Below are 18913 nucleotides of genomic sequence, written 5' to 3'. Positions count from 1 at the left end.
ACCATGGCCCAAGACAACCTCCGCTGGTGGGACCGCGAGGTGGGCTATGAGGTGTATATCCGGTCGTTCGCCGACGGCAACAACGACGGGGTCGGCGATTTCCCCGGCCTCACCGAGAAACTGGACTACCTGGCCTGGCTCGGGGTCGGCATCGTGTGGATCACCCCCTTCTACCCGTCGCCCATGGCCGATTTCGGCTATGACGTGGCCGACTACACCGGGGTCGACCCCCTCTTCGGCACCCTGGATGACTTCGACGCCTGCATCGCCGAAGCCCACCGGCTGGGCCTGCGGGTGCTCATCGACCTGGTGCCCAACCACACCTCCGACCAGCATCAGTGGTTCCAGGCGTCTTGTTCTGATCCTGACAGCCCCATGCGGGGCTACTACCACTGGCGGGACCCCGCCCTGGGAGGCGGGCCGCCCAACAACTGGGTGTCGCACTTCGGCGGACCGGCCTGGACCTTCGACGAGGCCAGCGAGCAGTACTACCTGCACCTGTTCTTGCCCGAGCAGCCCGACCTCAACTGGTCCAACCCCAATCTGGTGCGGGAGTTCGACCGGGTCCTGACCTTCTGGCTTGACCGGGGGGCAGACGGATTCCGCATCGACGTGGCCCATGGCCTGGTCAAGAACATGCTCATGCCCGACAATCCGCAGCGCTATCCGGTCACCCCCGATATGGGCCCGCGTCAGGTGTTCGACAGCTACGAGCATCGCTATGACTTGGATCAGGCCGGCAACACCGCCATCTACCGGCGGTGGCGCGACATCGTCGAGCCCTATGACGCCCTGCTGCTGGGCGAGGTGTACCTGAGGGACAACAACCCCAACCGGGCCAGCCGCTATGTGGCCAACCAGGACGGCCTGCATCGGGCCTTCTATTTCCCTCCCATGCACACCCCCTGGGAACCATCGGCCATGTGGTCCACGTTCCGCGATGCCCTTGACGCCGCCCCCCGGGACTTCTCCTGGGCGGTCAGCAGCCACGACGACCCCCGGGCGCCCACCCGGCTCGGGGGTGGGGAGCTCGGCCAGTCACGGGCTCTGGCTTATTGCGTAATGATGTTCGCCCTGCCTGGTTTGCCGTTCCTCTACCAGGGCGACGAGCTGGGCCTTGCCGACGTCGATGTTCCTCTGGATCAGTGCCAGGATCCGGTGGCGGTTCGCAACCGGAACCCCTCCAACGGACGAGACGGCTGCCGGACGCCGATGCCGTGGGCGCCGGGGCCGGAGGCCGGCTTCACCGATGGCGCCGACCCGTGGCTGCCGGTGGGCCGTAACGATAGCGATACGGCAGCCGCGCAGCGCGACGATCCTCAGGCGATCCTCCACAAGTACCGGGATCTGTTGGCCCTGCGCCGCGAGCTGCCAGACCTCCACGCCGGCGGGCTTGAGTGGCTCACCGACCGGACGAACCCGGTGATCAGCTTTCGGCGGGGCGACACCGTATGCGCGCTCAACACCGGTGATGTGCCGACCGACCTCCGACTCCCGCCCGGTCAGTGGCGTCTGGCCTTCTCCTCCCAGCAGCCCGCCGGCGCGATGGCCGAGTCGGCCCTTAGCCTCGACACTCCTGAAGGAGTGCTGCTGGCGAGAGTCCCGGACTCTGGCTGAATAAAACGCCGCTCAGCCCAGGCCCAGCATCGCCCGGGTCTGGTTGACGGTGGCCAGCTCAGCCCCCGCTTCCTCAATGCAGCCGGCAAGCGCAGCCACGACGTCGGCGTTGGTGGGGGTGCCCAACTCCAGGTAGGGATAGTCGCCCAGTCCGGCGATGAGGTGCCCGCCCCGGGCGATCACCTCAGGGGCTAGGAGACGCAAGTCGGCCCCATAGGCCAGACAGCCCCACACCGCCCGGCCGTCGTCGGGCAGAAAGCGGGTCATGGCGTCCAGCCCGTCCACCGTGGCCGGATGCCCCGACAGCCACGAGTCCGACAGGGTCACCTCCCCGTAGGCCGGTGCCGCCATGTCGCCGGTGTCCAAGAACGCCGACAGCAGCCGGGCCGACCCCACCGTCCACAGCGCCCCCATCGGCTTCATTCCCGCCTCCGCCACATTGGCCACCATCTCCCGCAGAGCCCGCAGCGGGGTCACATACACGATGTCGGGGTTGCCGAACTCGCCGGTGGCCGGGTCGAAGGGGTCGATGTTGAAGCTGCCTAGATCGATGGGGGCCAGCTCGGGGCGGGTGGCCGGATCGGCGGCCAACTCCAGTACCGGGGCCAGTCGGGCATGGGGATCGGGAACGGTGGATGCCCCCAGGGTGGGCATCAGGATCAAATCGCAGGCGGTGCGCACCCCGGTGACCACCGAGCCCAGGGTGTCGGCGTCCCAAACCGGCGCCCCGGTGGCCGGATCCCGGCCGTGGAAGTGGTACACCGAGGCCCCGGCTTCGGCGCAGGCCACCGCATCGGCGATCAACTCGTCAATCGACCAGGGAACATTGGGGTTGGCCTCTCGGCCGGTGTACTCATTGGCCCGGACCTCGATGAACACGGGGGGCACGGAGGTACTCCTACAGGGTGGTGGCGTAGCCGCCGTCCACCGGGATCACCGCACCGGTCAGATACGCCCCGCCCCGCCCCGACAAGAAGATCGCCGCACCGGCCATATCCTCGGGCTGGCCCAGCCGCCCCAGCGCAGTGGCTCCGGCGATCTCGTCGCCGAAGTTGTCCAGGGTGTAGGCCATCATCTTGGTGTAGAACGCTCCCGGGGCGATGGCGTTCACCGTGATGTGGCTGGGCCCCAGCTTCTTGGCCAGCACCCGGGTCATGTGGTGGACCGCGGCTTTGCTGGCCGAGTACGAGTAGTTCTCGATGTCGGGCGCTTGGAGCCCCTGAATCGAGCCCAAGTTGATCACCCGGGCGGGGTCCTCAGGGGTGGCCGCCTCCTCCAGGAGCGGAAGCAGGGCCACCGTGAGCTGGAACACCGCCTTCACGTTGAGGTTCATGACCTTGTCCCATGCCGAGTCGGGGAACTCCCGCATCGGCGCTCCCCAAGTGGCTCCGGCGTTGTTGACCAGGATGCCCAGTCGATCGGTGCGCTCGCCGACCGCTTCGGCCAATCCCGCACATCCCTCCTCGGTGGAGCAGTCGGCGGCGATGGCTTCTATGGGTCCGATGGCCGACAGCTCCTCCACCGCCTCGTCGAGCTGCTCTTGCCGACGCGAGGAGATGATCACCCGGGCGCCCGCGCCCAGTAGGCCTTCGGCGATCATGGCGCCGATGCCCCGTCCGCCCCCGGTGACCAGGGCGACCTTGCCGTCGAGGCCGAACAGGCTGGCGGGGGTCAGGTCGGTCATGGGTGCTGCCTATCGCGGGTGGGCGAAGCCGTAGACGAGCTCACAGATTCAGCTCGAACAGCAGATGGCGGCTGAGATCGCCGAGCTGGTCCACCAGCATTGTTCGCTGGTCGAACCACCACTCGCCGTCGATGCGGTGGAAGGTGTCGTGATAGCGGCCGGTGATGATGGGTTGCAGCGGGAAGTCGTCGAGCTGCTGGAAGACGGTGTAGTAGGAGCGGGCCGAAGCGGTCCCCGCGTCGTCGTCCACCTCGATGATGGCGTTGGTGGTGACGTGCTTGGTGCGGGGGGTGCCACAGGGGTAGAGGCGGGTGGAGCCCTGGTACATCCCCAGCACTTTGTCGCGCCCGGATACCGCCGTTTCCACCGGTGCCTCGGGTGAGGCCACGATCCGCCCGTTGGCGAACAAGTCGGCCACCCCCTCCAGATTCCCGGCGTCGATCCGCTCGGCGTAAGTGTACATGAGGTTCTCAATCTGTCTCGCGCTGTCGATCATGGGGAGAATCTAATCAGATCGCCCGCGGCCTGGGATAAGTGGCCGGGCCCGCCGCGTGGCAGAGTAGGGCGGTGACATTGATGTCCATTCCCAGCCCGGGCTCCAACAGCCTGGACATCGGCTCTCTGGAACTGCGGGCCTATGGCCTGATGATCGCCCTCGGCGTCTTGGCCGCCGCTTGGCTGTTCCACCGGCGGTTCACCCAGCGGGGCCATTCCCCCGAGCTGGCCAGCTCGACCACCGTTTGGGCGGTGATAGCCGGGCTGGTCGGATCGCGGATCTATCACGTCATCACCGACTGGAAGACCTACCAGGGGAATTGGGGGGAGTCGTGGCAGATCTGGGAGGGGGGCTTGGGCATTCCCGGCGCGGTCATCGCCGCCGCCGCCGTCATGTGGGTGTACGCCCGCCAGAAGGGCATTCCCCTGTCCGACATCGCCGACTCGGTGGCTCCTGCCCTCCCGCTGGGCCAGGCCATCGGGCGGTGGGGCAACTGGTTCAACCAAGAGCTCTATGGGCGGCCCACCGACTTGCCGTGGGCGCTGGAGATCGACATCGAACACCGCCCCTTCCATCGTCCCGAATACGTGGACAATGAGACCTTTCACCCCACGTTCCTCTATGAGTGCATCTGGAACCTGGCCTTGGTCGGAGCCCTGCTGTGGGTGGGCAAGCGCTTCACCCTGAAGCCGGGCCGCCTGTTCGGGCTGTACGTGCTGGGCTATTCCCTGGGCCGCCTGTGGATCGAGTTCATCAGGGTGGATATTGCCAGCGAGCTGGCCGGAGTGCGGGTCAACATCTGGGTGATGCTGGCCCTGGTCATCGGCTCGGTGGCCTACTTGCTCTACGGCCGAGGCGGCGACGGCGACGAGGAACCTGAGGAAGAAGCGCCTGAGGACCCGTCATCAGACGAATTGACTTCCGAATCCGACGCACCGAATCCGGACGCCGATGAGCCAGTATCTGACGAACCAGTAGCTGAAAACCTCTCCTCGGAGGCATAAACCCGGTATCCTTAGCGCGCGGGCTGGCGATCATTCCGCTTCCTTTCGCAGCCCGGATCACAGATGACAGAAGAATTCCGCGTTTTGGGCGTGGCCTCAGACTTGGTGGCTGCGCTCAAAGAACGGGGCATCAGAACCCCGTTCCCCATCCAAACTCTCACCATCCCCGATGCCCTGGCCGGGCGGGATGTGTGCGGCAAGGCCAAGACCGGCTCGGGCAAGACCCTGGCCTTCGGGCTTCCGATGGTGGAGAACCTCTCCCACGCCGACTCCCATTGGGTGCGGGGCCTGGTTCTGGTTCCCACCCGGGAGCTGGCCTTGCAGGTGGCCAAAGAGCTGCACCCGCTGGCCCGGTGCCGAGACCTTGCCCTCGCCCCGGTCTACGGCGGGGCACCCATGGATAGCCAGATCAACAAGATCAAGGCCGGCCTCGACGTCATTGTGGCCACCCCCGGACGGCTCATCGACCTGATCGACCGCAAAGCAGTTTCGGTGGCCAAGCTGGAGGTCGTGGTGGTGGACGAGGCCGACCGCATGGCCGACATGGGGTTTTTGCCCCAGGTGGAGTGGATTCTGCGCCATGTGGAGTCCCGCCATCAGACCCTGCTGTTCTCCGCCACCCTCGACGGGGTAGTAGACGCCCTGGTCCGCCGCTATCAGAGTGATCCGGTTCGCCATGAGGTCCATTCCCGGCAGGTGACGGTGGACGAGATGCAGCATCGTTTTGTGGCCGTCCATGCGATGGACAAGGTAAAGGTGGTCGCGGCCATCATCCGGGCTTCCAAGCGCACGTTGGTGTTCTCGGCCACTCGCCACGGGTGCGACCGTCTAAGCCGCAAGCTCAAGGCCGAGAACGTGTGGGCCGAGCCCATTCACGGCGACCTCCGCCAAAAGGCCCGGGAGCGATCGCTGGCCCGGTTCGCCTCTGGCGAGATCCAGGCGCTGGTTGCTACCGACGTGGCCGCTCGGGGCTTGCACATCGACGATGTGGACGTGGTGATCCACTACGACCCGCCGCCCGACCACAAGACCTACCTGCACCGCTCCGGTCGCACCGCCCGAGCCGGAGAAACGGGCATGGCCGTCACCCTGTCGCTGTGGAACGAGGAACTGGAGGTCAAGCGCCTCCAGCGCCGCCTGTCGCTGGACATGCCCATCGTGGAGATGTTCTCCAACGATGGCCGTCTCGACGCCCTCGACGTGTGGGATCCGGTGGCCGAGCCCGTCTAGGGCCGCGAGCCAATGGGATCGGGTGGCCGAGCACGTTTGAGGCCACAATCAGTAAAAGGTTGAGCTTTAGACCGGCCTCCCGCTACCCTGGTGGGGTACATCGAGAGCGGCTCGCCGCCCGGCACAGCGTGTTCGGGAGGGGAGTCCAGCAACCTGGGAGGGACACCCAAGGTGCTCACCCGCTTCGGCGGGGGATGTGGCCTCTGGTCTGGCCGGAGGCAACCAAGTGTCCGAGCTTCACCGCTGCGCCAAGAGTGGCCCTCCCCTAAGCAGACGAAGGGAGGACCATGCCCAGAGGCAAGAAGCGCAGCGCCTCGGATCGTCCTCCCGCGGAGTCGGCTGAGTACACCGCCCATGCTCCCCATCCCCGGGGCTACAGCACCGATCTGCCGGTTACCGGCGCGTGGCTGCCCGGCGATCCCCCCGGCAACCGCCAGTTCTTCACCATCGACCGACCTCACACCTTCGAGCTGGAGGGCGGCGGGTCGCTGCGGGACGTCACCGTGGCCTACGAGACCTGGGGAGAGCTTGCTCCCGACGGCTCCAACGCCGTTTTGATCTGCCACGCACTCACCGGCGACTCGCACGTGTCGGGTGACGCCGGCCATGGCCATTCCACGCCCGGGTGGTGGGGAGAGATGGTCGGCCCCGGCAAGGCCCTGGACACCGACGAGCTGTTCGTGGTGTGCGCCAATGTGCTGGGAGGGTGCCAGGGCACCACCGGACCGGCATCGCCCAACCCCGACACGGGCAAGCCCTACGGATCGTCGTTCCCCACCGTGACCGTGCGCGACATCGTGCGCACCCAGCGCCGGCTGGCCGACCACCTCGGCGTCCAGCGGTGGCTGACGGTGGTCGGAGGCTCCATGGGGGCCATGCAGGCCCTGGAGTGGGGGGTCATGTTCCCCGAACGGGTGAGCTCGGTGTGCTCTCTGGCCGGTTGCATGGCCGCCAGCGCCCAGCAGATCGGTTGGTCGGCGGTGGGTCGCACCGCCTTGGCGCTGGACTCCAACTGGCAGGGCGGCGATTACTACGACAACCCGCCCGGCCAGGGTCCCCATGCCGGTTTGGCCATCGCCCGCTCGCTGGCCCAGATCACTTACCGGTCCGATGAGGTGTTCGAAGACCGCTTCGGCCGGGAGCTGTTCGACATCCACTCGGTGTACGGCGCCTGGGACCGGTTCCAAGTGGAGTCATACCTCGACTATCACGGGGAGAAGCTGGTCCGCCGGTTCGACGCCAACACCTATCTGGCGCTCAACCGGGTGATGGACTTGCACGACATCGGCCGAGACCGGGGCGGCATAGCCGCGGCCGTCTCCCGTATCAAGGCGCCGGTGCTGTCGCTTAGCATCACCAGCGACACGTTGTATCCACCCCGCCAGCAGGTGGAGTTGCACGACGCGGTGGTTGCCGCGGGCGGCCGATGTGTGTACGCCGTGGTGGACAGCCCCCACGGCCACGACGGCTTCCTGCTCGAAGTGGAGGCAGTGGGCCAGGCCATCAAGGACTTTCTGGAGAAGGTGGGCAGCAGTGTCGACTGAGGCGGGTTGGGACGAGGCTGCGGGCGGCCCCAAAGCCGTGGCCGCTCCCGATCCCACGGGGTTCTCCCACCCCGACACGGTGGCCGTCCTTGCCGGCCGGCGCACCGGAGGGGCGGAACTGGCCCCGTCGCTTCACCCCACGACCACTTTCCGCATTTCGTCGCTTGACGAAGGCCGTCGCATGGCGCTCGATCCAGCCGAGAGCCACTACTACACCCGCAACGGCAATCCCACCGTGGCGGCCTTCGAGGAGGCCATGGCCACCCTCGAAGGCGCCGGGGCATCCCGGGCCTTCGCGTCGGGAATGGGGGCGGTGAGCTGCGTGATCCTGGGGCTGTGCTCGGCTGGCGACCACATCGTGGCCCAGCACCAGCTTTACTCCGGCACCCAGTTCCTGCTCCAAGCGGTGTGCCCCCGCTTCGGGATTGATGTGACCTTCGTGGACGGCACCGAACCGGGAGCGTTCCAAGCCGCAGTGCGACCGGGCCGGACCATGCTGGTGTTTGCCGAGACCCCGGCCAACCCCCGCCTCGACCTGGTCGACTTGGAGGAGCTGGGCGCCATCCGTGGCCCACTGACCGCGGTAGACGCCACCTTCGCCCCACCCGCCATCACCCGGCCGCTGGACTACGGCGTGGATTTGAGCCTGCACTCGGCCACCAAAGGCCTCGGTGGCCACAACGACGCCACCCTGGGAGTGGTGTCGGGCAGCGCCGAGCTGATCGCCTCGCTGTGGGGGTTCGCCATCTTGCAGGGGGCCAACGCCGCCCCGTTCGACGCCATGAACGGCCTGCGGGGCCTGCGCACCCTCGGCGTTCGCCTCGAGCGCCAGAGCACCACCGCCCAGCAGCTGGCCGAGGCGCTGTCGGGCTATCCCGGGGTTGAAGAAGTGCGCTATCCAGGGCTGGCCTCCCATCCCCAGCACGAGCTGGCCAAGCGGCAGATGCGGATGTTCGGAGGGCTGCTGGCCTTCGATCTGGCCGGCGGCCATCAGGCGGGGGAGCGGTTCGTCGACGCGGTGAATCTGGCCCAGATCGCCACCTCGCTGGGCGGTCCGGAGACGCTGGTCACCCATTCGGCGTCCACCACCCACGCCGGGCTGACCCCGGAGGAATTGGAGGCGGCTGGCATCGGACCGGGCACCATACGGGTGTCGGTTGGTTTGGAACACAGCGACGACGTGGTGGCCGACTTGCTGCACGCCGCCGACAAGGCCACTGCCTAGAGGGCCGGTTTCTCTGCCTGAAATCATCGAGGTCGAGTACTACCGTCGAGCCGCCGAAGCTGCGGTGAGCCGCACTGTCTCAGCGGTTCATGCCCCCGACGACTGGTTCATCAAGGGAGGTGCCGACGCCGCCGCGCTGAGCCTGGCATTGGATGGCCAGGCCGTGGTGGGGGTACGCCGCACTGGAAAGCTCCTGATGATGGACTTCGGCGACTCCGACGGCTCGCCGAGCGCTGTGCTGGGACTTCGCTTCGGAATGACCGGGAGGCTGGTGGTGGACGACCACGCGGTCATCGAGAAGCTGGAGTACTCCAGCGCCCGGGTGCTTCCCGAATGGCGCCGGTTCGAATTGCGCTTCGACAACGAGGGGACCTTGGTCATAGTCGACCCCCGGCGTCTGGGCGGCGTGGAGCTGAACCCCGATGACTCCCGACTGGGTCCTGATGCCTTCGAACTGGCCAGCGGAGAGCTGGCCGCCGCCTTGGATGGGAGCCGAACCTCGCTGAAGGCCCGGCTGCTGGACCAGCACCGGGTAGCCGGTCTGGGCAACCTGCTGGTGGACGAGATCCTGTGGCGCACAGGGCTTGATCCGGGCCGCGAGGCCAGATCGCTCGACGGTGCCGAACAGGAGAAGCTGGCCGAGGCCATCCGCTCCACGGTGATTGAGTTGGCCGAGAGGGGTGGCTCGCATACCGGCGACCTGCATCTGGCCCGCGTCCGGGGCGGATCGTGTCCTCGAGACGGCGAGCTGCTGGATCGGCGGACCATCGGCGGTCGCACCACCTATTCCTGTCCCCAGCATCAGCATTGACCGGCTCCGTCACGCTCAAACGGCGCGCGAGACTTGACCTTGTGCAATCAAAGGAGCTGCTGCTAGGGGCGTTGGTCTTGGCGATCCTATGGGGGTCGGTCGCCGCGGGGTCTGCTGCCGGGGCCCCGGGGCTGTTTGATCCGGTAGCCCAGGCCGGTCAGCAGGAGGTCAAGCCCATCCCGTCGCCATCCGATTCCGACGACGAAATCCAGCTGGTGATGGCTCTGCTGATCGCAGTGGCGGTGATCGCCCTGCTGGGCACGTTCGTCTACTGGGTGCGCACCGGTGACGGCTCCCGGAAGGGCGACGAAGAACCGCCGGACATCTCCGGTCCACAAGATACGCTCGGGTGATGGCCGACGAACTGGACGTGGATGCGATGATCACCCGGTTCCGGGAGCGGGCTGAGGCGGTGAGGAACCGCCCTCTGCCGCCGGTGGGGGGCGAAGAGCGGACGCTGTTCATCCGCCGGGCCCAGGAGGACTTCCAGGATTTCGCCATCATCGGCGACGCCGCCGGTGCCATTGAGGACGGCTTTCTGGTGTTGCGGGTGGACCTGCGCCCGCCCGCGGATTCTTGACCTCGACTATGGCTGACGATGCTGCCATCCTGAGCAACCGGCTGCGGGCCGCACTCGACGCCATCGACGCGGCCAACGCCGACGATCCCCACACCATCGAGATCGGCGGGGAGGTCCGGTCCAAAGAGCAGGCCCACGCCGAGTTGATGACCGAGTGGGTGAAGCGCCTCGACCCCGATGCGCACGATGCCCAGTTGGTGGCCGCCCGAGCCCATCACCTGCGACGCTGGGTGCTTCCCCGGTCGGACTATCCCGAAGGACGGGCTGGCTACCTGCGGTGGCGCACCGCCCAAACCAAACGCCATGCCGCCGAGGTGGCCGAGATCGTCACCGCAGTGGGCTATGACGAAGATTTCGCCGCCGACGTATCGGCCATCGTGGCTAAAAGGGGCTTGGCCACCGACCCCAGGGTGCAAACCCATGAGGACGCCCTGTGCTTGGTGTTCCTTCAAACCCAATTTGAGGCACTGGCCGACAAGCTGGGCGACGACCACATGGCTGAAGTGCTGGCCAAAACCCTGGCCAAGATGAGCCCCGCCGCCCGCCAAATCGCTGGCGATCTCTCCCTGAGCGACCGCGCCGCGGCCCTCCTGGGGGCGGCCGGCAGCTGACCTATTGCTGTGAGTGTCCCAGCGGCAGCTTGCTATGCTGGGCCGTCCTGCGGATGTAGCTCAGTTGGTAGAGCGACACCTTGCCAAGGTGTAGGTCGCCGGTTCGAGCCCGGTCATCCGCTCCCAGCAGCAAACGCGTAGGCCTCAGGCGGGGTGGCCGCCGGGTCCTTGTACAGCATGATCCGACACGGTCCCGCGCCCATCCCCGCCGGGCACTGGATCACCGGCCACGGCACCCCGGTGCGTTCCATCGGCACCCAGAAATGCATCACCGAAACATGGGTGCGGTAGATGGGGGCGGGGCCCTTGCCGAAGGTGAGGGGGTGGTCCTCGGTCACCACCGCTAGGTCCAGCGTCTCTCCGTAGCAGCCGTCGGACACCTGGCGGCCGCAGGTGCCGCACAGATGGACGGTGATCACGAAGGCGTCGTCGGTCTCCTCCACGGTGATGTCGGCGAAGTTGCCCTTCTGCATGGCGGCCCACTGGCGCACCCGCACCTCGGCGGGGCGGCCCAAGTCGTGGGGCATCCATCCCAACAGCGTCTGGTCGCCGGCGAATCGGATGCTCTCCTCCAACACGTCGGGCCCCCAGGCCCGGTACACCTGAGACAGAACCGACGCCACCCGGTCGCCTTCCACATCGTGGATCCGGCGGTAGCTGGCCTCCAGGGCGTCGAAGGCGGCCAGAGCGGCCTCGTGGTCGCCCGATTCGATGAGTCCGGCAATGGCGTCGGCCCGGTCGGGCCGGTGGCGGCCGGACACGTCCTCGTCGGTCAGCCCGCGCAGCAGCGCCGACCGGTAGGCGTCGTCGGCCGAGCCAATCTTGGTTAAACCGTCAGCCCCATAGCACTCGTCCACAAACCGCTGGGTTTGGGCGATCCACGCCCCGAAACCGTCGATGAAGTTGCGGTAGGCCCGGTCAATGCGCCGAAACGCCTCAACGGCAGCCTCAGGGCTCTCCGCCAGGGCGTCGACTAGATCGGCCCGGGGTGGCTGGCTGAGCTTGGCCAGCTCCTCGGGACTGAGCAGGCGTTCGCCGGAATCAACCATCGGCAGCCAGCAGCGGCATGACCCGGTTCTTGGTCAGCTCCAGGCTCTCCCAACCGATGGCCGGGTCGATGCCGCCCACCAGCGGGTGCAGCATTGCGCTGCCCTTGTCCCGCACTAGTTGCGCGCACTCCTCGGGGGTGAGCACGTCCCATTGGCCGCTGGCCGCCAGCCCGGCCACGTCGTCGGCGTCCACCGCGGTGAGGTTGTGGTGGTCGTCGTACTGCCAGCTGTTGTAGAGGGCGGCGTCGTACAGGGCGTGGCGTTCGATGGCCGCCCAGGTGCGCTCAGGATCCTCGGTCACCATCACCATCGACGGGCCGTCGGGCACGATGGCGAAAGGCGTCTCGTAGCCCAGCCGGGCCGCTTCGGCGTAGTAGAGGTCGGCCAGCGACTGGTCGGGGGTGGAAGGGGAGAAGGGCAGGCCCAGTCGGGCGGCCCGTAGGGCTGAGGCCGGCACCGACCCGCCCACCATCAGCACCGGGTGGGGCTGGGTGACCGGCTTGGGGGTGGCCCAGATGGTGCGGCCCTCGTGCTCGAATGGCTCGCCGCTCCAGCACCGCAGGATCAGCTCGATGGCCTCCTCGGTGTCTCGGCCCCGGCGGGTGCGGTCTTTGCCGAACATGTCGAACTCGAACTCCCGGTAGCCCACCCCCATGGTCACCGACAGGCGGCCCGGCGCCATCAGGTCGATGGTGGCGATGTCCTCAGCGATTCGGATGGGGTCGTGGAACGGCAGCAACAGCGCCGAGATGGCCACCATGATGTTGTCGGTACGGGCCAACGCTGCGCTGGCCAGCACCAACGGGGAGCACATGAACCCGTCGTCGGCGCCGTGGTGCTCCGACACGATGACAGTGGCGATGCCGTTGTCGTCACACCACGAGACCATGTCCAGGTACTCGCGGTGCAACTGGGCGTGGGTGACATCGGCGAACGGGGGGACTCGCAGCTCGAATCGGCAGGTGAACATGGCGCAGACCCTACTGGCCAACTAGGGCTAGCTCGGTATGGCCCGGGCGCTCGAACTATTGGAAGACGTCCAGGCGGCCACTGTCGATGAGTCGCTCTACCGCATCGATCACGGCTCTTGCAGTGTTGATGGCGTGTCGGGCATCGTCCTCGTCAACCTCGGGGGAGTCTTCGTCTGGGTACTCGGCGCGGTGGCGACGTCGACGCAGAGCATTCAGACGACCGAAAACCTCCATCCCGCCTCGATCGTTGAATTGGGCTCGCACCGCATCAATGACCGCGATGTGACCCCCTCGAGTGGTGGCGCGCAGCCCTTGAACTGCCAGCAGTGCGGCAGCGGCCTTTCGGGAGGCGTCGTAAGAGAGCTGGAGCGCACCTGCCGGGTCGTCTGCGGCGCCCATTGAGGCAAGCCTGGTATGGGCGGTGGCGTCGGCCAACAACCGGCTGGCTACGCCAGCCGAGGGGACCACCTGTTCGAGCTCGCCGGCTGAGAGCAATCGCTCGACCTCAGCGCGTCCTCGCGCCCAGCTCATGGGGACCTGCTGCCTCTGACTTCGAGCTCTCGGAGCTCTTGGCCGAACTCCTGTTCATCGTTCACGAGGATGGCTACCAGCGGCCGCGACTTCACTTCCTGGATGAAGCTCCCACGCTCTGTTTTCCACTGCGATAGCGCACGGACGGTCGCTTGAACCGGCATACCGATCCGTTCCTCGGCTCGCGCGGCGGCACCGTCTGCGAGATCGCGGTCGGCGTCGCCGATGACGAGCACGTCGATGTCGTTCGGAGATCGACCTGCTTCGCCTAGGTATCGAGCGGCCCAAGAACCGATCAACAGCACCGCCTCGGCCCCTTCCAAGTTGGCGAATTCTTCGGCAACCACCGTCGGCGGGCCATAGGTGGCGAGAATTATCCGGCGTACCGCGTCGTAGAGAGGATGATCGACCCTGGCGCACACTTGTCGGATGGGGCCGATCTTCTCGGTGATGAGAATTCCGGCTTCCTCGGCCCGAAGGACCTCTCGCAACACCGTGGGCATGCTGGTGTCTGTGGAGTCAACCAGGTCGGACAAGCTGTGGCTCTTTTCGGGGTCGATGAGCACTCGCGCCAGGATCCGGCCCTGGGCGTCTGAGCGAAGGATGGGCGCGAGCGTGGGCGCATTCACTTTCATAAACCGTATATAAGTATACGTTTAAAGAAAGTGAATACCAACTGGGCTGACGCTCGTCCTCAGCGCAGGCTGCGGCGGTAGGCGGACCACTGGTCGGGGCGCCAGCAGTCCTGGTCCTCGCCCCAACCGGTGCCGCCGTCGAAGTCCCAGGCGGTGGTGCTCACCCAGGTGAGCATCTTGGGATAGGGGTTGAAGATGATGCGGCTCACCGGGGTGCCTGTGGTCCGCAGCTCCCGGCCCAGCTCGTCCACCGCCTCGATCTCGAAGGCAGTGGCGTAGCCGTGGACGGGATCTCGCTCCACCCGGCGCTCGCCGCTTTTGATGTCGGCCCGAACACCGTCGCGCAGGTAGTAGCCGGCGTTGATCGGGTCGCTGTCGGCCTTGGGCAGCGAGTAGCACAGAAAGGCGCTCTGCGACGACGTGGTGGCGAAGGCATAGCCGATGCGAAAGCCCTGGAGGTCGGAGCGGGGCCCCCATGATCGGTCCCGCATGGCGCAGCAGTCCACGTCGATGTCGGTGCCGTGGAGGCGGATGCGCCCGGTGACCCGGCCGGGCTGATCGATGTGGCTGGCGATGGTGAACGGGGGCTCGCCCCGGGTGAACACGTGGGGCGGGGTGAGGGCGTCGAAGCGCAGCTCGGCCTCGAACATGTCCTTGTAGGGGTAGCGGTAGCCCAGCTCGTAGCTGGTGAGCGGCTCGATCACCTTCACCCGCATCCCGGTGGGAAGGGTGGCATCTCGCAGGTCGAGGCCCTCGGGCAGCGGGATGCTGTGGTTGTAGTCGAAGAACGGCACCTCCCACGGCAGGTAGGCGGTGTCGTCCCACACCAGGGTGCCGCCCCCGCAGATGCCCAGATTGGGGCGGATCCAGGTGTAGAGGTAGCCCATCAGGTTGCGCTCGGGGACGCAGAAGGCGTACCAGCAGGTCTCGGTCTCCCACGGGTGATCCGACGGCGGGTGGAAGTTGTCGTCGTCGGGCCCGACCAGGGCGTCTTCAGCTGCTCCCACGAATATGCTCCTTCATCTCGTTCATCTGGCCGCGTGCTCGGCGAAGCGGGCGGGAATCCACTCGGCGAGCGTAGCGGCGATCTCATCGGCCACCGAGGCCAGCCCGTGGTCGGCCTCGGGATACACCACGAGCTCCCCGCCCCCCGCCAGCGCCCGCACCGCCTCGCTGGCTTGAACCGGCAAGATCTGATCCTGTCCTCCGTGCATCAACAGCAGGGGAGTGCCCCCCAGCGCCGCCGCGTTTTCACACCCCGCCGACTGCGTGGCCAGTCCCACCACCCCCGCCGTGTGTTCCCCCATGGCGATCCCGGCTTGCACCGCCACCGCACCCCCAAAGGAATGCCCCATGAAGATGAACCGCCGCCCATGTTCCCGAGCCGCCAAGTCGGCCGCCGCGGCCGCATCCAGCAAACAGCGCTCGATGATCCCCGGCTGCCGGTAGTGCACCCGGATCGCCGCGATGCCCTCATCGGCCAAGTTCTCGCCCAACCGCAGATACAGCGCCCGCGCCGGCCCCAACAACCCCCCAATGGCACCGCCCAGCGTGATCACAACATCAGTCGCTTCCCGGGGCCCATGCCACAACAGCGTCAAGAGCCCATCAGGGCAATACACCTCAAAGTGCCGCAACCCCGGTGCAGACTCCGCCTCCACAATCCCCATCACGTCGAGCAACTCCAACGGAGACCGCACGCCGCCATCACTCATGGCCGACACCCTAAACGTCATGTGGAATGGTCAGCCCGATCCCATACACTGTCAGCGCTGGCCGCTCCGGCAGCCAGCCACGCGTCGGTGCCCGAGTGGACTAAGGGAGTGGCCTGCAAAGCCATGATTCACGGGTTCAAATCCCGTCCGGCGCTCCAAAAGGTCCTAGCCATTAGATCCTGACAGTCCCAATCCCGCTGGCGACAGGGAATTGATCACCGCTACTGGCTGAAGAAACTGTCCCGTACCGATCCGAGTGCTTCTTCCATCTTCTCCATGCACTTCTGGATTTCAGCCAGATGGGCGATGCCGCCGCCGATCTGGCCGACTCTAGCTCTACCCTCGGCGGCCTCTTGGGCAGATGCTCCTGGTGGCCGCGAGTACGCGACGATCTGGGTGTCGATCGTTCCCCTTGGGACCTCGATGCCCAGACGCCCATACGCCTCCTTGACGCGCTCCGTGTGCTCGCCGGCCAGCCGCCAGTGCAGGACGCGTTCGTCACGGTGGGCATAGAGCAGGTTCCGGGTTTCGCGCAAGCGCACGCGGAAGCCCTCTGGGCAGGCTTCGGACAGAGCACTGAGCTGGGAACCCATGTCGCACTCCTCGCACGAGTCGCTTATCTCCCGCAGGAGGCGCTCGACGACATCGAGATGGGACACGGCGTCGTTCGCCACGGTGAACAGCAAGTGCTGGTCGACGAAGTGCAGTCCGTGGTCGCGGGGCGTGGAGAAGGTCCTCGGCTCGTAGTAGCGGTCCAATTGGCGGATCGCCCCCCAGCACAATGCCTGGGTGTCCCCGAGCGTCCCGTCCAGCACGTGCAACAGATGCGAGCAAAGCGCTTGCGGGTCGCCCTCGTGCTCTCTTCTAGCGCTAGCGAAGGCCCGTTCGATCATCTTTTCGCGACGTTGGTTCAACGGATTTTCCTTATGGGGCTTCAAGCAGGCCAGCGGCACGGGGCCTCGCTGCGAGTCAAGACTCCGCCTCCTCCCCGTCGGCCGCACAGCGCGTGCTGGCCTCGACCCAGCGGGCCAAGACGCTCAGGGCGCCGAGCTGCTCCAGGGCTTCTTGCTCGCTGAGGTCTGCCTTCTTGTGGGCCACGAGGTTCCGCATGCCCTTGGAGCAGGCCAGCCCGAGGTGCATGGCCCCCTCGTGGGCGGACTTCCAGGTCTCCTCGTCTTCCTCGTCGACGAATTCGAGGCGAAGCCTCGGCCTGCCTGGAGCGGGATCGTCCAGCGAGAAGGCTTCCCGGTACAAGTACGCGCCGCTGATGTCTCGTCTTTGGAGCTTCACTTGGGTCTTGTGGCCCACCACTTCGGCGGCCGCGCGCACCGCATCACCGTAGTACCCGTCATCCCAGCGGCCCTTCGCCTCGCCCCAGACCCATTCGTGGAGCCCGCTGGCGGCCAGCGCAGGCCCTGCCGGCCCGAGAATCCGATCGCTGGCAAGAGAGTTTTGAAGGACACCCACAAGAGTCTGCGCCGCAGCATTCACCGTCCCCCACGGCCATGCCGGATTGCCGTCCTCATCAGTGCCCACCTCCGTGTAGTCGGGCTCACGCAAATTGGGGACGATTTCGGGGTGCACCCGTTCCGCAATGTCACGCATCAGCGGAAGCAGCCCTCGAATACTTGCTACGGCCTGTTCGTCTTCATCCCATTGCCTATGGGTGTAGGCGGCCCAGCTCGCTTCTACTGCATCGGCGAACTCCCATGCCTTCTCCAGCGCCAAACCGGGGTCGGCAAGAGTCATCGGTCACCTCCCTCTGACATAGAGCCCCATACATGGACCCAGGACGGGCTGATTCGCGAGAACACCCAGCGAGACTAATCCCTGCAAGCAGCCTCTCCGGGCTGGTTTTGGCTTGCCGCAGCGGAATCTGGGATCGCGCCCCTCGTTACCCTCCAACCAGGACACACGTTGTCTGAGATGAGAAAGGAGTACGTAGATGGCTGATGCAGGAGGATGGGAGATTCCCCGGATCGTCCTAGACGAGTGGCGGGAACGTTGCGTCAAACAAGAAGAGGAGACCCGATCCTGGAGGGCACTCTCTAAGGGTATTCCCGTCGGGGTCATATCGGGTGGCGCCATCGTCATTGCCGCGGCCGATGACCTCGCAAGCGTGTTCGCTGGAGGTGTGCTCATCGTTGCCCTGACCGTGACGGCCGTGGCCGTGCTTGTCGAGTGCATCGCTCTTCGCCGGAAGACGGGACCCGATCTCGAAGAACTGGAAATCGACTACATGGGCGGCGCAGGGAAAGCCCGCGAACTGGAGAAACAGCTAGCCGAAGAGTTCAAGGGTCAATACAAGGGGAACAAATGGGTCGTCAACACAATCAGAGTTGTTGTTGCCGTGCAGGGCGGCATCGTTTTTGTGTGTGCCCTGGTCTTCCTGTTTGAGCTGACTTAGACGGCTTGAGACCATCGTCGCCAGCACCTTGTAAGGCGGCAGCTATGGGAATATGGCGGGCCGTCGTTGGAATGCCGAACTTCTTATGCGGTGTGTACCAATCGAGCGCACTCCTCGCACCAGTCGGACCACCCGCCCCGCTCGGACAGGTTGGCGGCCGGCTGTAGGCGGCGACAACGATCGCACCGAAATCGGATAAGCCTGCGCCACGCCGTGTTGACCAATACTGCGGCGACGAGGAACAGCACCGGCAAGACGTAGAGCCAGCCCATGCCGCACCGTACCACCACCGGCTGGCACCGACGCGGCAGCACCACCAGCCCGCATCTGACAGTCGCAGTGTCCGTACCGTCGTTGCCAATTGCCTATCTATTGCCGTGATTCCCTAATGGCTCTCAGCGTTTCGATGGTGCATGGCTTGTCGTCGTGGCGGTGGAGCATCGCGTGGCAATTCGGGCACACCGGCACGAGGTCATCTATCGGGTCCACCTTGTATTCGCCGTCTTTGGCCGCTTGGGCCAACGGAACGATGTGGTGGAGGTGGATGTAGCCGTCTGCGAATTCCCCGTACTCCTCGCCGAAGTCGATGTCACACACCTTGCAGCGCGTCCCGTGGATGTCGATGCATTTCTGGCGGGCCTCGGCATTGCGCTCGTAGGCGAGAACCGCGACCATCACCTCGCTGCCCTCGACATAAGTGCCGTCTTCGCCGACCACCCCGGCTTCGTCGCCGGACGGAGCGGGTGAGGGGTCTGTCAGTTTTTTTGTGTAACCGGTCGTGATGGTTTTCATTTGATGTGGTC

The 18913-nt window shown here is 66.1% G+C and carries 23 protein-coding genes, 2 tRNA genes and 1 riboswitch; of the genes, 12 read left to right on the top strand and 13 right to left on the bottom strand.

Going from position 1 to position 18913, the window contains the following annotated elements; translation table 11 throughout:
* The first annotated feature begins 3 nt into the window (after window positions 1-3).
* On the top strand, window positions 4-1617 hold the full coding sequence (locus OXG30_02530) for an alpha-amylase family glycosyl hydrolase (GenBank protein MCY4133776.1): 1614 nt from the start codon (window positions 4-6) through the stop codon (window positions 1615-1617).
* 12 nt (window positions 1618-1629) lie between these two features.
* Here the strand turns inward: OXG30_02530 and OXG30_02525 are convergent, their stop codons facing one another.
* From OXG30_02525 to OXG30_02515, 3 genes are read right to left on the bottom strand one after another with little or no spacing between them, the layout of a single operon-like run.
* Window positions 1630-2505, bottom strand: coding sequence for a 3-keto-5-aminohexanoate cleavage protein (locus OXG30_02525; protein MCY4133775.1), 876 nt, complete (start codon window positions 2503-2505; stop codon window positions 1630-1632).
* 10 nt (window positions 2506-2515) lie between these two features.
* A complete protein-coding gene (locus OXG30_02520; GenBank protein ID MCY4133774.1) occupies window positions 2516-3301 on the bottom strand; it encodes an SDR family oxidoreductase in 786 nt (261 codons plus the stop codon).
* Window positions 3302-3341: 40 nt separating this feature from the next.
* A complete protein-coding gene (locus OXG30_02515; GenBank protein MCY4133773.1) occupies window positions 3342-3797 on the bottom strand; it encodes a nuclear transport factor 2 family protein in 456 nt (151 codons plus the stop codon).
* Window positions 3798-3877: 80 nt separating this feature from the next.
* Between OXG30_02515 and lgt the strand changes: the two genes are divergently transcribed.
* The 9 genes from lgt (at window position 3878) to OXG30_02470 (ending at window position 10924) form a co-directional block, all read left to right on the top strand.
* A complete protein-coding gene (gene lgt / locus OXG30_02510; GenBank protein MCY4133772.1) occupies window positions 3878-4801 on the top strand; it encodes a prolipoprotein diacylglyceryl transferase in 924 nt (307 codons plus the stop codon).
* A 63-nt stretch (window positions 4802-4864) separates the two neighbouring features.
* A complete protein-coding gene (locus tag OXG30_02505) occupies window positions 4865-6031 on the top strand; it encodes a DEAD/DEAH box helicase (protein ID MCY4133771.1) in 1167 nt (388 codons plus the stop codon).
* 92 nt (window positions 6032-6123) lie between these two features.
* A riboswitch (SAM-I-IV-variant riboswitch) is annotated at window positions 6124-6267 on the top strand.
* 51 nt (window positions 6268-6318) lie between these two features.
* Window positions 6319-7575 carry a homoserine O-acetyltransferase gene (locus OXG30_02500; GenBank protein ID MCY4133770.1) on the top strand — a complete coding sequence of 419 codons (1257 nt, stop codon included), beginning with the start codon at window positions 6319-6321 and terminating at the stop codon, window positions 7573-7575.
* A complete protein-coding gene (locus OXG30_02495) occupies window positions 7565-8800 on the top strand; it encodes an aminotransferase class I/II-fold pyridoxal phosphate-dependent enzyme (GenBank protein MCY4133769.1) in 1236 nt (411 codons plus the stop codon). The genes OXG30_02500 and OXG30_02495 overlap by 11 nt, the downstream gene beginning before the upstream one ends.
* Window positions 8733-9611, top strand: coding sequence for a hypothetical protein (locus tag OXG30_02490; protein MCY4133768.1), 879 nt, complete (start codon window positions 8733-8735; stop codon window positions 9609-9611). Before OXG30_02495 ends, OXG30_02490 begins: the two co-directional genes overlap by 68 nt.
* A 77-nt stretch (window positions 9612-9688) precedes the next feature.
* A complete protein-coding gene (locus tag OXG30_02485; GenBank protein MCY4133767.1) occupies window positions 9689-9964 on the top strand; it encodes a hypothetical protein in 276 nt (91 codons plus the stop codon).
* Window positions 9964-10191, top strand: a complete 228-nt coding sequence (locus OXG30_02480; GenBank protein ID MCY4133766.1) for a hypothetical protein — start codon at window positions 9964-9966, stop codon at window positions 10189-10191. Before OXG30_02485 ends, OXG30_02480 begins: the two co-directional genes overlap by 1 nt.
* An 8-nt stretch (window positions 10192-10199) precedes the next feature.
* The gene (locus OXG30_02475) at window positions 10200-10802 is read left to right on the top strand and encodes a DUF4202 domain-containing protein (GenBank protein MCY4133765.1); all 603 of its coding nucleotides are present in this window, start codon (window positions 10200-10202) and stop codon (window positions 10800-10802) included.
* A 49-nt stretch (window positions 10803-10851) separates the two neighbouring features.
* Window positions 10852-10924: transfer RNA gene (locus tag OXG30_02470), tRNA-Gly, on the top strand.
* Here the strand turns inward: OXG30_02470 and OXG30_02465 are convergent.
* From OXG30_02465 to OXG30_02440, 6 genes are read right to left on the bottom strand one after another with little or no spacing between them, the layout of a single operon-like run.
* Window positions 10916-11851, bottom strand: coding sequence for a hypothetical protein (locus tag OXG30_02465; protein ID MCY4133764.1), 936 nt, complete (start codon window positions 11849-11851; stop codon window positions 10916-10918). The two genes, OXG30_02470 and OXG30_02465, sit on opposite strands and share 9 nt — an antisense overlap.
* Entirely contained in the window at window positions 11844-12821 is a 978-nt protein-coding gene (locus OXG30_02460) for an LLM class flavin-dependent oxidoreductase (GenBank protein MCY4133763.1), read from the bottom strand. The genes OXG30_02465 and OXG30_02460 overlap by 8 nt, the downstream gene beginning before the upstream one ends.
* Before the next feature lie 55 nt (window positions 12822-12876).
* Window positions 12877-13353 (bottom strand): HEPN domain-containing protein, encoded by a 477-nt coding sequence (locus OXG30_02455; protein ID MCY4133762.1) that lies wholly within the window; start codon window positions 13351-13353, stop codon window positions 12877-12879.
* Window positions 13350-13988 (bottom strand): ArsR family transcriptional regulator, encoded by a 639-nt coding sequence (locus OXG30_02450; protein MCY4133761.1) that lies wholly within the window; start codon window positions 13986-13988, stop codon window positions 13350-13352. The genes OXG30_02455 and OXG30_02450 overlap by 4 nt, the downstream gene beginning before the upstream one ends.
* A 59-nt stretch (window positions 13989-14047) precedes the next feature.
* Window positions 14048-14995 carry a hypothetical protein gene (locus OXG30_02445; GenBank protein MCY4133760.1) on the bottom strand — a complete coding sequence of 316 codons (948 nt, stop codon included), beginning with the start codon at window positions 14993-14995 and terminating at the stop codon, window positions 14048-14050.
* Window positions 14996-15016: 21 nt separating this feature from the next.
* Window positions 15017-15703, bottom strand: a complete 687-nt coding sequence (locus tag OXG30_02440) for a dienelactone hydrolase family protein (protein MCY4133759.1) — start codon at window positions 15701-15703, stop codon at window positions 15017-15019.
* 81 nt (window positions 15704-15784) lie between these two features.
* Here OXG30_02440 and OXG30_02435 point away from each other — a divergent pair.
* Window positions 15785-15861 (top strand) — tRNA-Cys (locus tag OXG30_02435).
* A gap of 63 nt (window positions 15862-15924) precedes the next feature.
* Here OXG30_02435 and OXG30_02430 read toward each other — a convergent pair.
* Window positions 15925-16617 (bottom strand): hypothetical protein, encoded by a 693-nt coding sequence (locus OXG30_02430; protein MCY4133758.1) that lies wholly within the window; start codon window positions 16615-16617, stop codon window positions 15925-15927.
* Window positions 16618-16672: 55 nt separating this feature from the next.
* Window positions 16673-17452: a hypothetical protein gene (locus tag OXG30_02425; protein ID MCY4133757.1), complete on the bottom strand. Its 780-nt coding sequence runs from the start codon at window positions 17450-17452 to the stop codon at window positions 16673-16675.
* A gap of 196 nt (window positions 17453-17648) precedes the next feature.
* On the opposite strand from OXG30_02425, the gene OXG30_02420 reads away from it, so the two are divergent.
* Entirely contained in the window at window positions 17649-18110 is a 462-nt protein-coding gene (locus OXG30_02420; GenBank protein ID MCY4133756.1) for a hypothetical protein, read from the top strand.
* Between the two features lie 83 nt (window positions 18111-18193).
* On the opposite strand, the gene OXG30_02415 is transcribed toward OXG30_02420, so the two are convergent.
* Entirely contained in the window at window positions 18194-18427 is a 234-nt protein-coding gene (locus tag OXG30_02415; GenBank protein MCY4133755.1) for a hypothetical protein, read from the bottom strand.
* Window positions 18428-18479: 52 nt separating this feature from the next.
* The coding region (locus OXG30_02410; protein MCY4133754.1) for an HNH endonuclease at window positions 18480-18913 on the bottom strand (434 nt) is incomplete at its 5' end.

Source organism: bacterium (genome assembly GCA_026708015.1).
Lineage (GTDB): Bacteria > Actinomycetota > Acidimicrobiia > Acidimicrobiales > Bin134 > Poriferisocius.
Note: the sequence above shows the minus strand (reverse complement) of the source record. Positions and strands in the feature narration are given on the sequence as shown.